This window comes from Pseudomonadota bacterium (genome assembly GCA_039028155.1).
GTDB lineage: Bacteria > Pseudomonadota > Alphaproteobacteria > SP197 > SP197 > JANQGO01.
In genome coordinates this window covers 75,334-89,705 of sequence record JBCCIS010000005.1, presented here as the reverse complement: position 1 = coordinate 89,705, position 14,372 = coordinate 75,334, and the positions used below count along the sequence as shown (strand labels likewise).

The window sequence follows — 14,372 nt, the reverse complement described above, 5'->3', positions numbered from 1 at the left end:
TCAGTTACCTAGACATCCACCGCATCGTCATCCGTCTCCAAGTGGCGCATTGTGTCGCGTACATGATTGCGCAGGTGAAAGAAGTCTTCGGTCTCCTTGGTCGTCATATCGCGGTGAACCGGCAGTTTCTGCATCACGTCGATTTCCTCGACGATCGTTGCCGGGCGCGCGGAGAAGATCACGATTCGATCGGCCAGGAAGATCGCCTCCTCGACGTCGTGGGTCACGAAGATCACGGTCTTGTTCTCGATCCGCGAAATCTCGCGCATCTGGACCTGCAGATGTTCGCGCGTCTGTGCGTCAAGCGCGCCGAACGGCTCGTCCATCAACAGAATATCGGGCTCGGCCGCCAGTGTGCGCGCGATGGCGACGCGCTGACGCATGCCGCCGGAGATCCGATTGACGTGAAAGTCGGCGAACTTATTGAGACCGACGAGATCAAGGTAGTGGTCGGCAATCTCCTGCTTCTGCTTCGGTGGAATATCGGTGCGGTACTTGGTGCCGAACTGGATGTTCTCGGACACGGTCAACCAGGGAAACGACGTGTAGGTCTGGAACACCATGCCTTTGCGCCGATCGGGACCGGTGACCTTTTCGCCGGCCAGCAGGACCTCGCCTGACGTCGCGGTCTCCAGCCCGCCGACAACGCGCATCAATGTCGTCTTGCCGCAGCCGGAAGGCCCCAGATAGACGACAAACTCGCCCTCCGCCAAGGTCATTGAAACGTTGTTGATGACGGCAATGGGTTCTGTATTGCGGCCGCCCGTCTCGAAGGTCTTCGAGACGCCGCGCACATCAACAAATGTGGAAGAGTCGACCATCACGCGCTCCTACAAGTATCGGAAGTAACGGCGATGGGCGACGCGGATCAGCTGATCGGTCACCAAGCCGATAATGCCGATGGTCAGGATGCCGGCCATCACCTCCGGCGTCTTGAGGAACCGGCGCATCGACCAGATGGCGTGGCCGATGCCGCTGTTGGCCGCAACGATCTCGGCGACGATGATCCAGGTCCAACACCAGCCCAGTGTGATCCGGAGGTTGTCGACCAGGTTCGGCATCATCGAGCGAAACACGATGTCCTTGGTGATGTTGCGCGGCTTGCCGCCGAGCGTATAGCCGATCTCGATGAACTCCTTGGGCACGCGCTTGGCATCATCGGCGACGAGCAGGACGAGCTGGAAGAACGTGCCCATGAACAGAACCGCGATCTTCGACGCCTCGCCGATGCCGAACCAGATGATCAAGAGCGGCACAAGTGCTGGTACCGGCAGGTAGCGGATGAAGTCGACAACCGGTTCGATCAGCGTGCCGACGATGCGATAGCTGCTCATCCAGATGCCAATCGGCACGGCGAACACGACGGAAAGTGCGAACGCGCCCCAGACACGCGCCACCGAGATCCAGATATCCTCGATGAAGTTGTTGACCGTCAGCATAGTCCACAACGCCGCAACGACATCGATCGGGGTCGGCAGGAACCGCTGCGGCACGATTTCGAAGGCCGAAATCAGGTACCAGATGACGAAGAAGCCGGCCAAGGCAACGACCGCCAAGATGAGGTCGGTGCGGGGCGAGGATTCGCCACGATAGGCGAACAGCGCCGATCTGAGGGCCATCAGGTCAGTCCTCCTGGATGGAACGCGCGGTGCGCCGGGACCGGACACACGAGGAGGCACCCATCACCGGCCCTGCAGGCTAGGCCCGCAAAGCCGGTGTGGGATACCAAAAAAACAGACGCTAGACGTTTAGCGCGTTTTGCCGTCGAACAGGCCGTCGGTCAGGCTCGGATCTGACATGGCCTCCATCGGAATCGCTTCGTCCATCAGGTCCAGTTCGACCTGAATGTCGTTCAGCGCGTTGATCACCTCTTCGAGCTTGGCCGGCTGGCCGCCAGTGCCGAAGTACTCCACCGCATCCTCATAGGAGGTGTAGTAGACGCCCTCGATGTCGATCTTCATCTGCTCCGGCGTCACTTCATAGGCCGGGGCCGCGACCTCGAGGAACTTTTCGGGGTCGTTGTTGTAGAGGTCGACGGCGCGATAGATGCCACGCATGAACGCCGCGTACTTCTCGCGGTCGGCCTCGTAGTCTTCCTTGTTGACGATGACGACGTCGGTGATAAGGCCATCAAAGTCCGCTGACGACAGCAGGATCTTCGACCCCTCGCGCGACGTGTTGTCGACGATCTCACTCATCATCGGTTCCCAGGTCGCGACGGCTGCCACGTCGTCGTCTTCAAACACGGCCTGGCTGTCATCGGTGTTGATGAGCCGAATGTTGACATCGGAGAAACTGTGACCGGCCTCCTTCAAGGCGTGGGCCGTCATCAAGGTGCCCGGATGGTTGATCTCGCCGGCGAAGGTGCGACCGATGAGGTCGGTAACCTCGTTAACGTCGGGCGCGGCGACAACGCCGTCGGCGCCAACCGAAATGTCGATCAGGCCAATGACGACGAAGTTCGAGTCGGCGGCAAGCGGACGCGACATGTGTTCGCCGATCGTGCGCATGGTGCAGTCGAGGTCGCCGATTTCGAGGCCGGGGTAGACGTTCGCGCGGTCGTTGTCGAAGACGGTCGTGACCTCAAGACCCTCTTCCTCGAAGTAACCCATGGCGCTCGCCACCGGCACCGGCGCGAAACCGAACCAATAGGGATAGGCGCAACGGATCACGCCTTCTTCCGCCTGAGCCGGCGCCGCGACCATGGTAGCCAATCCGATGGCCGCGCTGACCGCGACGCCCGCCACCATGGCGCTAATCCGGCCGGCACAATGCCGCCCGCTAAAACCTTTGCCCTCAAAATCCTTAGACATACTCCCGCCTCCCTGGGTTCTTTCGGAGTCTGCAGCAACGACCGCGACCGACCCGGGCCTGCCCTTGGCCACCCATACGGTCTGGTCCGGTCGGATACTGCCATTCACGGTATCATCGTCGCCAAGGCGCTTAGTTTGATAAATCTTAAGGTCTGATATCTTACATTGATACTTATCGATGATAGTGGACTCCCCGGCCTCGTTCAGGCCGACCGAAGTGCCGCTAATCGACCAACGCGTAGGCGCGCACCGGACTGCCATCGCCATGAACGATCTTCAGCGGCGCACCGTGGAAAAAGAAGGTTTTGGGCAGCTGGTCGGTGTTGATCAGGCGTTCGAACGAGACGACATCGCGCTCCAGGAGCCAGCGCTCGATGGCGATGTCGAATTCGAACCGTGCCGGCAGCCCGATAAAGCGCGGGCCGATGTCCACGATCGCTTGGGCCGTTGGCCATGAGATATCCGTCGCATGAAAGATAAGACCCATGTCGGGCGTGATGTCGTCATCGGACTCGTAGAGAACCGCCTCGCCAACGAAGGCTGAGAGATCATAGTCGTCCAGGTTCTTGCCATCGGCGGTGGCGTGCAGGGGCACGTTGACGTGGGTCCCGTCATGGCCGTTCATCTCCAGGCGCTTCATGTTCCAGCCGGTCTCCGCGAACACTTCGATCAGGTCGTAGCGCGGCGGCGGATCGCCGGGATAGACATCCATGTCCGCGTGCATCGGCAAGGTTAGATCGATGACCCTCATGATGTTCAGCCCCCTAGATCAAGGTCGCGGTTGGTCTCCGCCACACACCGCTATGGATAAATCAGCTCGAAGCTCTCGCACACGATGGGCTGGCGGTCGTGCCACAAGCGGTTCCATCGCGCGCATTGGCGCTTGAAATAATTGATGTGCGCGCCGCGCCAGTGGTCGACACTCAGATCACCCTCGCCTTCCGACGCGGCGAAGGCCTCGCCGACCTCCTCGAACGGTGTGATGGCAACGCCGGTGATCTGGACGACACAGACCGGCCGACCCTGTGTCGTCGTGACGATCCAGCAATCGCCGGGCTCGCGGATACGGATTTCCTCGGTCACGAACTGCAGCAACATATGCGCGGTGCCGCGTTTCGTCCCATCGCGCGCCATGACGGCGAGCGCGTCGATGAAGGCGGCGCGGTCTTCGCTAACCGGCTCGGCGAACGTGCCCGCGTGATGGGGCGTGTTAACGTCCAAGCCTATGGTCAGACAGGCTTTTTCCCAAAAGGCGCGTGTTTCGCCGGTGTCGAACTGCAACATCGCATCATGCCTGATTGGCTGTCGCGCCCCACCGATTGGGTCGCGCCATCAGGTTTCCTTCAACAGCGCATCGAAATAATCGATGGTCGCCGCCAAACCGTCCTTTAAGGGCGTCGTCGGCCGCCAGTCCAATTCGTCGGCGGCCAACGAGATGTCGGGACAACGTCGCTGCGGGTCGTCGTCTGGCCGCGGCCTGAAATCGAAAGTCGACGATGAACCCGTCATGTCGATGATTGTCTCCGCGAGTTCGCGGATCGTGACCTCGTGCGGGTTACCCAGATTGACGGGCCCGATAAAATCGCGCGACCCCTCCATCATCCTGAGGCATCCGTCGATCAGGTCGTCGACATAACAGAACGACCGTGTCTGCTCGCCGTCGCCATAAAGCGTGATCGGCTCACCCTTAAGCGCCTGAACCACGAAGTTCGACACCACGCGCCCGTCAGAGACGTGCATGCGCGGACCATAGGTGTTGAAGATACGAACCACCTTGATCGGCAGTTCGTGCTGACGGTGGTAGTCGAAGAAAAGAGTCTCGGCGCAGCGCTTGCCTTCATCGTAGCAGGATCGCGGTCCAATCGGGTTGACGTGGCCCCAGTAGTCTTCGGCCTGCGGATGCACGGCCGGATCGCCATAGACCTCCGACGTCGAGGCCTGCAGGATCGGCGCCTTCAGCCGCTTGGCCAGACCAAGCATGTTGATGGCGCCGTGCACGCTGGTCTTGGTCGTCTGGACGGGATCGTGCTGATAATGGATGGGCGAGGCCGGGCAGGCGAAGTTGAAGATAGCGTCAACCTCGATATGCAGCGGATGCGTGACGTCATGACGGATCAGCTCGAAATCCGGGTGGTCCATCAGGCCGCGGACCTTCCGCCTGTCGCCGGTAAAGAAATTGTCCACGGCGAGAACAGCGTGTCCTTCTTCAAGCAGCCGTTCGCACAGATGCGAGCCCAGAAATCCCGCGCCGCCCGTAACCAGCATCGTCATTTGCTTAAGCATGGGCGTTCATAACCCAAAACCCGCTGGGAGCGCGCCCGGAATTTTGAGCATTTTTCGTTCGTACGGCATCACCAGTCCACTCCCCTCCCGGCCACCCCGAGGATGCTGCCATGGGTGGCCGGGAGGGGAGTGGGCTGGCACCACGCCGATCCGTCAAAAACCGGAAAAGCGATAGCCGTAGGCCTCCTGTCTTAAGAAACACGGATAGGGACGTCACGATCAGACGGTTCCACCGAAACGCCGGCGATGCCAAGCCCAGGCATGGCTGATTTGAGCTTCGAGATCGAACGTTGTCGACCAACCGAGCTCACGCCGGGCGCGCTGCGGCGAACAGACTAGCGACGGCGGGTCACCGGGCCGGCGATCGCCGATCACCGAAGCGATCGTTGCCCCCGTCACCTGACGCGCCGTCTCGATGATTTCCAGGACCGATGCCCCCTGTCCCGAACCGAGGTTGACGGCGAGACTCGATCCACCGTCTTCAAGGCGTTCGAGCGCCAAGACATGCGCTGCCGCCAGATCAGTGACATGCACGAAGTCACGCAAGCACGATCCATCCGGCGTGGGATAGTCGGTGCCATAAACAGAGATCGTATCGCGCCGACCCAACGCCGTATCCAGAACCAGCGGTATCAGGTGGCTTTCAGGCTCATGATGTTCGCCGGCTTCGCCGTCCGGGTCCGCGCCGGCCGCGTTGAAGTACCGAAGGGCCATCCAACCGACGCCATGATCACGGCCGGCATCCACGAGCGCGTCCTCAATCGCCGTCTTGGTTTCCCCATAAGGGTTGATTGGCCGGCGTGGTGCATCCTCCGGGATCGGGACGGAGGCCGGCAGACCGTAAACCGCGGCGGTGCTGGAGAAAACGATCCGCGCAATCCGGTGCCGCACCATGGCGCTCAGGACGCTCTGCGAACCCTCGACATTGTTGCGGCGGTAGCGATCGGGGTGGCGCACCGATTCGGCGACCTCGGAGAGCGCCGCGAAGTGCACGACGGCACGCGGGCCGTGGCGCTCGATCACCTCGTCGAGGCGATCGCCGTCCAGGATGTCACCTTCCTCCAAAGGCCCCCAGCGCACGAGGTCGCGGTGCCCGGTGGAAAGGTTGTCGTAGGTAACCGGAAGGTAGCCGGCGCCAGCCAGCGCCTTGCAGGCATGGCTGCCGACATAGCCGGCGCCACCCGTCACCAGAACCACCCTATCGGACATGAACATCCCTTCTCGCCGTCATAGGCGCTGTCCGGCCCTGTATGGTCGAGTTCGGCCTTGAGGAAAAGCGCAGAATAGCGCAAGCCATGACCCGACGATCATGACCAATGCCGGGAGTTTCCACCGATGACCTTTGCCGTGCCCCCGCTGGAGCCTGTCTGCCTGACCATTGCCGGCGGCGACAGCCTGTTCCCGGTCGCCAGAGTGTTTTGCATCGGCCGCAACTACGCGGACCACGCGATCGAAATGGGTGGCAATCCCGACCGCGAAGAGCCGTTTTTCTTCGCCAAGCCAGCGACCGCCATCGTTCCCGGCGGTGGCGCCATCCCCTATCCGCCGGCGAGCCACGATCTGCACCACGAGGTCGAGATGGTGGCCGCGCTCGAAAAGGGCGGGCGCGACATCGCCGAAAGCGACGCCCTTGCCTGCGTCTTCGGCTATGCGGTCGGCATCGACCTGACGCGCCGCGATCTGCAGGCCACCGCCAAGAAGGCGGGCAGGCCATGGGACATGGCCAAGGGGTTTGACGCCTCAGGTCCGGTCGGCACGCTGGTGCCGGCAGCCAACTGCACGGGGATCGACCACGCGGCGATCACGCTCACGGTTAACGGCGAGACCCGCCAGTCGGGCCACCTCAACCAGATGATCTGGAAGACCGGCGAGGCGATCGCCTATCTGTCGCGGTTGATCGAGTTGAAGCCAGGCGACCTCATCTTTACGGGCACGCCGGCGGGAGTCGGCGCGCTACAGCGCGGCGACAGTCTGGTCGCCGAAATCACCGGCCTGCCGAAACTGACCTGCACGATCGCCTGATCGCGTCAGCTCTCTGAACGCGGCACGATCAGCGCGTCAACCACCAGGCAACCCTTGCCCTCGGGATAAACAAGCAGCGGGTTGATGTCGATGCCTTCAATGGCATCGGCATGGGCTGTCGCAAAGCCGGCGAGCGCGTTGAGCGCGTCGCACAGCGCGCCGGTGTCGGCCGGCCCTGAACCTCGGAATCCTGCCAACAGGTGCGCCAGCCGACCGCCGGTGAGCATACCCTCGATGTCGCCTTGACGCGGTGGCAGGCAGCACATTGCGACGTCGTCGAACAGTTCGGCGAGCACACCGCCCGCCCCAACCGCCATCACCAGGCCAAAGGCCGGGTCGCGCGCGATACCGGCAATCACCTCGACTCCGGACGGCGCCATGGCCTGGACGACGAACTGCACCGGCAGCGATGCGACCGGCATCGCCACGAGACGCTCCTGCAGTCGTGCCCAAGCGGCGGCCACGTCGTCAGCGTCGGAAAGGCGCAGTTCGATCAAGCCATGTTCGCTGCGGTGGGGAATGGCGTCGCCAACGACCTTCAGAACCACCGGGTAGCCGATGTCGCTTGCGGCCTCGAGCGCCGCCGGCAGGTCATCGACCAGACGTTCGTTCACGGTCGGAAGCCCGGCCCCGGCCAGAAGCCGCTTGGCATCGAACTCGTGGACCGAGGCGCGGGATGCCCAGTCGGGGCGTTCGCCGCCGCCGTCGTCCGGCGCCGCATGGGCCGCCGACGACGCCTCGGCCCAGCGCGCAACACGCATAATCGCGCCCAACGCCTGCTTCATGCCGCCCAAGGAGGGGATCCCCTCATCACGCATGGCGTTGATCTGCGCCGTCTTGTGCACGCCGTGACGTGTCGACATAAGATAGAGCGGCAGGTCGTGATCGGCCCGTGCACCACGCATGACGCCATTGATCGCCTCATCCTGGTCGGCATAGTCGACGGCCTGTCCGTCATTGGCGTCGAGCGACAAGACGATGGCGTCGTAGTCGCCGGATGCCGCGATCTCGCGCAAAGCGACCGTGAAGTTTGCCGCGAAATCACCCTGTCCCCAGGCATCCGCCGGATTGCCGTCGCCGGTCAGTGACCCGATTTCCGATTCGATCGCCTGGCGCGTCGCCTGACCCAGCGGCGGCACGTTGAGATCGGCCTCGGTTGCCGCGTCCAGGAGCAGCTCGGCATGTCCGCCCGAACCGGTCACGATGGCGATCCGGTCACCCTTCGGCCAGCGGCGGCCCTGGAGTGCCGCCAGCACTTCGGTCATTTCTTCCAGATCGTTCACCTCAATCGCCCGGTGCGCGCGCAAGACCGCCGAGAGCACCCGCGATTCACCCGCCATGCCGCCGGTATGGGTCTGAATGGCGGCCGCCGCTCGCGCCGACTTGCCGGCCTTGAGGACAACAACCGGCTTGCCCGCCGCGCTGGCGCGATCGAGTGCCGCGATGAACCGTTCGGGTTCGTTGATCGACTCCGCGAAGATCGCGATGACCTCCGTGGCGGGGTCGTCGATCAGGTGTTCCATGTAGGCGGCGGTTGTTGTCATGGCCTCGTTGCCGGACGAGATGACATGGCTGAACCCGAAGCGCCGCGTATCCGTCAGAAGGCCGATCGAAATCGAGCCGCTCTGCGAGATCAGGCCGACATTGCCGGCAAGCGCCTTGGGATCGAACACATCCATCATGTAGGCGTGGCTCTTGTTCTGAACGCTCATGACGCCCATGCAGTTGGGCCCGCACAAAGCGATGTCATGGTCGCGGCAGATCGCGATCAGGCGGGCCTGCGCGGCGCGTCCCTCTTCGCCGGCCTCGGCAAACCCGCCGCTGAAGATGACCAGTGCGCCAACACCCTTGGCGGCCGCCTTCTCGACCTCCGGCATCAGGCGTTCGTAGCCCAGGCACAGCGCAGCCAGATCGACATCGCCCGGAACATCCTCCAGGCTCTTGTGACAGGGATGGCCCAGCACCGTCTCGTAGCGTGGGTGAACCGGGTGAACCGCGCCTTCGAACCCCAAGACACCCAGGGAATCGATGATGGTTCGCCCAATGGATGGGCGCTCGGATGCCCCGACGACGGCGATCGATCGTGGTGCAAGCAGGCGGTCGAGTGCCATTGTGCGGTCTCCGGTCAAGGGCTTCTGGTGGCCACGGTCGCGGCTTCGGGATCCCGTGCGCGTGAAACCTAGACGCCTTGGGGTCAGTCGGGCAACGCCCGATACCGCGTCGGGAGAGCATCCAGGTATTGTGGTTGAGAACGTGGGGCGCGCGACATAGTTTGACGCCCCGGCGGCGCGTGCCGCTCGACGCCAGGGAGAGACCCAGATTGAACATCGACTTCGACGATGACATCGAGCGCTTCCGCGACGAGGTCCGCTCGTTTGTTCGCGCCAACCTGCCCGATGACCTCCGCGACAAGGTACGCCGGGAGAGGAGCGGTCTGACGCCCTTCGACACGAAGCGCTGGACCCGCATCCTGCACGATCACGGCGGATGGAGCTGTCCAAGCTGGCCGACGGAGTACGGCGGTCCGGGCTGGAGCTACGAGCAGCAGTATGTCTTCGAACGCGAACTCCGGGAGAATGACGCACCACCGCTCGATCTCTTTTCTGCTGGCATGGTGGGGCCAGCGCTTATCGAGTTCGGCACCGCCGACCTGAGACAGCGGTTTCTGCCAGGCCTCGCCAATGGCGACATCATCCTCTGTCAGGGTTACTCCGAACCCAACGCGGGGTCGGACCTGGCGTCGTTGCAGTGCCGCGCGGTGCGCGAGGGCGATGAGTACGTCATTAACGGCATCAAAACATGGACCAGCGGTGCGCCCTACGCAGACTATCTGTTCGGCCTGTTCCGCACGGACTCGTCCGGCAAGAAGCAGCACGGCATCACCGTGCTGTTCGTCGACATGAAGTCGCCGGGCCTTTCGATCAGCCCGATCCTGTCGTTTGAAGGTGGCGACGAGCTCAATCAGACCTATTTCGACAACGTCCGCGTGCCCGTCGCCAACCGGCTGGGCGATGAACACAAGGGCTGGTCGATCGGAAAATACATTCTGGGCATGGAGCGATTCGGCTCGGCGGAGGTCGGCTTGAGCACCGGCACGCTCAGGCGTCTCAAGGAGATCGCATCCGGGGAACCGGCGGACGGCGAGCGGTTGATTGACGATCCGGAGTTCGCCCGTGAGATCGCCGCGGTCGAAGCCGCCTTGCGCCAGCTGGAGCTGACCGAGCAACGGTTCCTGTTCGGCCCCGGCGGCCCGGACGCCATGGGGTTCGAGGCCTCGTTGCTGAAGGTCAAGGGAACGGAGCTGCATCAGAAGATCCTGACCCTGATGGTCGAGGCCATCGGTGCTTACGGCCATGTCGAGCCCGATAGTGAGCGTGACGAAAAAGACAACGCCCTGCCGCCCGGACCGGAAGCGACAGAGTTCGCCGCCCACACCTATTTCAACATGCGCAAGGCGACCATCTGGGGCGGCTCGTCGGAAATCCAAAAGAACATCATCGCCAAGGCCGTGCTGGGCCTTTGAGGATCTGATCCATGGATTTTTCCCTGACCGAAGACCAGCGCATCTTTCGTGAGTCCATCGAGAGGGTCGTCACCGACCTCTATCCCTTCGACAAACGTCAGGCCGCGGTCGCCACACCAAAGGGTTATCTCGACGAACACTGGCAACAGCTCGCGGAACTCGGCTGCATGGCCGCGCCGTTCCCCGAGGCCTGTGGCGGCCTGGACGGCGGCCCGATCGAACTGATGCTGATCGCCGAACAGTTCGGTCGCGGCCTCGTAACGTCACCCTACATGGCGACGGTCGTGCTGGGCGGCCACGCCGTCCTGTTCGCCGGCAACGAGGCACAACGTCACGATATTCTGCCTCAGGTTGCGGATGGGTCGCTGAAACTGGCGTTGGCCTATGGCGAGCGGCAGGCGCGCTACACTTTGGACGACGTCGTGACGACCGCCAAACCGGATGGCGACGGCTACGTGCTGGCCGGCCAGAAGGACGTCGTCTTCTATGCCCAGGACGCCGACATCATCGTGGTCGTCGCGCGAACCAGCGGTGGGCAGCGCAGCAGGGACGGCCTCAGTTTGTTTCTGGTGCCGGCGTCAGTGTCCGGTCTGACCATGACCGGCTATGGCACCCAGGACGGCAGCCGTGCCGCGAACATCTTGCTCGATGGCGTGAAGGTCGGCGCCGACGCCTTGCTGGGCGAAGCTGGCCAGGCTTGCCCTGTTCTGGAACGGGTTATCGATCACGCCATCGCGTTCGCCTGCGCCGATGCCGTGGGATCGATGTGGGAGGTTTACAGCACCACCCTTGAATACCTGAAAACCCGTGAGCAGTTCGGTCAGACACTCGGCTCGTTCCAGGCGCTTCAGCACCGCATGGTCGATGTCTACACCGAGTGTGAACTCGCCCAGTCGACGGTCTACGAGGTGACCTTGAGTCTGGACAAGGACGATACCGTGCGCCGGCAAGCGGCCAGCTCGGCCAAGTTCCTGATCGGTCAGGCCGCGCGCCATGTCGGCGAGGAGGGCGTCCAGCTGCACGGCGGTATGGGCATGACCATGGATGTGCCGCTCGGCCACCACCTGAAACGCGCGATGATGATGAACGCATCCTTCGGCGACATGCGCCATCACCTCAACCTGCTCGCCCAGACGGTACGTGCGGCCGCTGCCTAGCGCGGACTGACATGGATATGGGTTGTCAACCGGCATGAGGACTCAATAGCCTGACGCCGCATAGTGCTGATGCCTAGCAAGCGATCGGCGGCGTAGTGCGCGCTGGTTTCGCAACCGACGGCAGCGCTACCCGGCGGGAGGGAAACGATGTCACAAACCGATAGCGTCACGACAACACGCCGAGGCAAGGTCCTGGAGGTCACGCTCAATAGGCCACCGGTCAACGCGATTGATGCCGCGACGTCGATGGAGCTTTACCAGGCCTTTCGGACCCTGCAGGACGATGACGGCCTCCTGATCGGCATCATCACCGGCACCGGCGACCGTGCCTTCTCCGCCGGCTGGGACCTGAAGGCTGTCGCCGCGGCGGAATCCCGTGAAGACGTCGAAGTCGAGGAATCGCCCGGCGGTTTCGCCGGTCTGACCGAGTTCTGGGATCTGCACAAGCCGGTCATCGCGGCGGTCAACGGCTTCGCGATCGGTGGCGGTTTCGAGCTTGCGCTATGCGGCGACATTATCCTGGCCGCCGAACACGCGGAGTTCTGGCTGCCAGAGATGGAGCGCGGTTTTCTGGCCAGCGCCGGCGCCATCCAGCGCCTGCCGCGCCGTATTCCCTACAACGTCGCCATGGACCTGTTCTTTACCGGCCGTCACATGACAGCCGAGGAAGCCAAACACTGGGGCCTGATCAAAGAGGTCCTGCCCGCCGACCAGCTGATGAACCGCACGCGCGAACTGGCCGATCAGCTAAGCGAGGGTGCATCACTGGCCCTGCAGGCGATGAAAGCCATCATGCCGGCGATCATGAACCTGCCCATCGACGAAGCCATGCGCGCGACCAAACGCGGCAACAGCGGTGTCCCGGTGTTTGAGGCCATGACCGATTCCGAAGACGCCATCGAAGGCCCACGGGCCTTTGCCGAAAAGCGCAAGCCCAACTGGAAGGGTCGCTAGGACATGAGTGAGCAGAACGGGCGCGGCCCGGGACAACTGGATGTTCTTGTCGTCGGCGCTGGTTTCTCTGGCCTTTATCTGCTCCATCGCCTGCGCGGTATGGGCTTTTCGGTTCGCGTTCTTGAGAAAGGCTCGGACGTCGGCGGCACCTGGTACTGGAACCGCTACCCGGGCGCGCGCTGCGATATCGAGAGCCTCGACTATTCCTATTCGTTCGACGAGGACCTGCAGCAGGAATGGTCGTGGCCTGATCGTTACTCGGTTCAGCCGGACATCCTGCGCTATGCTAGTCATGTCACCGAGCGCTTCGACTTGCGTCGCGACATCACCTTCGACACGACGGTGACGGCCGCGTCCTGGGATCAAGAGGCCGGGCGTTGGACTATTGAAACCGACACCGGCGAGCCTATCACCGCTGCCTGGTTCATTATGGCGACCGGCTGCCTTTCGGCCTCGCGCCTGCCCGATATCCTCGGCATCGAGAGCTACGAAGGCGATACCTATCACACCGGTCTTTGGCCCCATGAACCCGTTGACTTCAGCGGTCTCAACGTCGGCATCATCGGCACCGGCTCGTCGGCCATTCAGTCGATCCCCATCATTGCCCAGGACGCCAAGCATCTGACCGTCTTCCAGCGCACGCCGAACTTCTCGGTCCCCGCATGGAACGGCCCGCTCGATCCGGATGACGAGCGCGAGCGCAAGGAGAACTACGCCGAAGTTCGCGAATTCAGCCGCTGGTCAAGCGGCGGGTTTTACTCCGCGGCAAAAGACGAGGCCCTGATCGAACAGCCGGACCACGCCGTTCAACAGGAGATTGAGCGACGCTGGGCTGAAGGCGGCTTCTACGTCATGGATGTCTACGGCGACATCATGATCGACGCGAACGCCAACGATGCCGTCGCCGAGTTCGTGCGCAACAACATTCGCTCGCGCGTCAACGATCCCGAAATCGCGGAACTCTTGTGTCCGAAATCCCACCCGTTCGGTTCCAAGCGCCTGTGCGTCGATACCGACTACTACGAGACCTATAACCGCAACAACGTGACCCTGGTCGATTTGCAGACGACACCGATCGAGGCGATCACCGAAACGGGCGTACGCACGACCCACGGAGACTACACGTTCGACGTGATTGTCTTTGCCACCGGCTTCGATGCCATGACCGGCGCGCTCACCAATGTCGACATCCGCGGCCGCGACGGCCAGTCGCTGCGTGAGAAGTGGCAGGAAGGACCGCGCACTTATCTGGGGCTGACGGTCGCCGGTTTCCCCAACCTCTTCATGATCACAGGGCCCGGCAGTCCGTCCGTGCTGTCGAACATGATGACCTCCATCGAACAGCATGTGGAGTGGGTCACCGATTGCATGGCCCATGTGCGCGATGGGCAGATGGCGCGGATTGAGGCGACGGTTGAGGCCGAGAACCGCTGGGTCGACCATGTTCGCGAAACCGCCGACGAAACCCTCTATCCCCAAGCGAACTCCTGGTACATCGGCGCCAACGTGCCCGGCAAGCCACACGTATTCCTGCCCTATGTCGGCGGCGTCGGCACCTACCGCAAGATCTGCGAGGATATCCGCGTCAACGATTACGAGGGCTTTGAAATCAGCCGCTGA

The 14,372-nt window shown here is 62.7% G+C and carries 13 protein-coding genes; 5 read left to right on the top strand and 8 right to left on the bottom strand.

Translation table 11 applies throughout. From position 1 onward, the window contains the following. Positions 1-8: 8 nt before the first annotated feature. The 7 genes from AAF563_04210 to galE form a co-directional block, all read right to left on the bottom strand. Positions 9-821, bottom strand: a complete 813-nt coding sequence (locus tag AAF563_04210; GenBank protein MEM7120456.1) for an ABC transporter ATP-binding protein — start codon at positions 819-821, stop codon at positions 9-11. A gap of 9 nt (positions 822-830) precedes the next feature. Beyond that, positions 831-1,619, bottom strand: coding sequence for an ABC transporter permease (locus tag AAF563_04205; protein ID MEM7120455.1), 789 nt, complete (start codon positions 1,617-1,619; stop codon positions 831-833). Between the two features lie 129 nt (positions 1,620-1,748). Beyond that, the gene (locus tag AAF563_04200; protein MEM7120454.1) at positions 1,749-2,813 is read right to left on the bottom strand and encodes an ABC transporter substrate-binding protein; all 1,065 of its coding nucleotides are present in this window, start codon (positions 2,811-2,813) and stop codon (positions 1,749-1,751) included. Positions 2,814-3,036: 223 nt separating this feature from the next. After that, a complete protein-coding gene (locus AAF563_04195) occupies positions 3,037-3,564 on the bottom strand; it encodes a cyclase family protein (GenBank protein ID MEM7120453.1) in 528 nt (175 codons plus the stop codon). Positions 3,565-3,614: 50 nt separating this feature from the next. Then, entirely contained in the window at positions 3,615-4,097 is a 483-nt protein-coding gene (locus AAF563_04190; GenBank protein ID MEM7120452.1) for an ASCH domain-containing protein, read from the bottom strand. Between the two features lie 48 nt (positions 4,098-4,145). After that, entirely contained in the window at positions 4,146-5,096 is a 951-nt protein-coding gene (locus tag AAF563_04185; protein ID MEM7120451.1) for a UDP-glucuronic acid decarboxylase family protein, read from the bottom strand. Between the two features lie 219 nt (positions 5,097-5,315). Further along, the gene (gene galE / locus AAF563_04180) at positions 5,316-6,305 is read right to left on the bottom strand and encodes a UDP-glucose 4-epimerase GalE (GenBank protein ID MEM7120450.1); all 990 of its coding nucleotides are present in this window, start codon (positions 6,303-6,305) and stop codon (positions 5,316-5,318) included. Between the two features lie 126 nt (positions 6,306-6,431). Between galE and AAF563_04175 the strand changes: the two genes are divergently transcribed. Beyond that, a complete protein-coding gene (locus AAF563_04175) occupies positions 6,432-7,118 on the top strand; it encodes a fumarylacetoacetate hydrolase family protein (protein ID MEM7120449.1) in 687 nt (228 codons plus the stop codon). A gap of 5 nt (positions 7,119-7,123) precedes the next feature. On the opposite strand, the gene AAF563_04170 is transcribed toward AAF563_04175, so the two are convergent. Next, positions 7,124-9,229: an acetate--CoA ligase family protein gene (locus AAF563_04170; GenBank protein MEM7120448.1), complete on the bottom strand. Its 2,106-nt coding sequence runs from the start codon at positions 9,227-9,229 to the stop codon at positions 7,124-7,126. 209 nt (positions 9,230-9,438) lie between these two features. Between AAF563_04170 and AAF563_04165 the strand changes: the two genes are divergently transcribed. From AAF563_04165 to AAF563_04150, 4 genes are all read left to right on the top strand, one after another. Then, complete coding sequence (locus AAF563_04165; GenBank protein MEM7120447.1) at positions 9,439-10,641, top strand: acyl-CoA dehydrogenase family protein; 1,203 nt, start codon at positions 9,439-9,441, stop codon at positions 10,639-10,641. Between the two features lie 11 nt (positions 10,642-10,652). Beyond that, positions 10,653-11,798, top strand: coding sequence for an acyl-CoA dehydrogenase family protein (locus tag AAF563_04160; GenBank protein MEM7120446.1), 1,146 nt, complete (start codon positions 10,653-10,655; stop codon positions 11,796-11,798). 147 nt (positions 11,799-11,945) lie between these two features. Beyond that, positions 11,946-12,752, top strand: coding sequence for an enoyl-CoA hydratase-related protein (locus AAF563_04155; GenBank protein MEM7120445.1), 807 nt, complete (start codon positions 11,946-11,948; stop codon positions 12,750-12,752). A 3-nt stretch (positions 12,753-12,755) separates the two neighbouring features. Further along, a complete protein-coding gene (locus AAF563_04150) occupies positions 12,756-14,372 on the top strand; it encodes an NAD(P)/FAD-dependent oxidoreductase (protein MEM7120444.1) in 1,617 nt (538 codons plus the stop codon).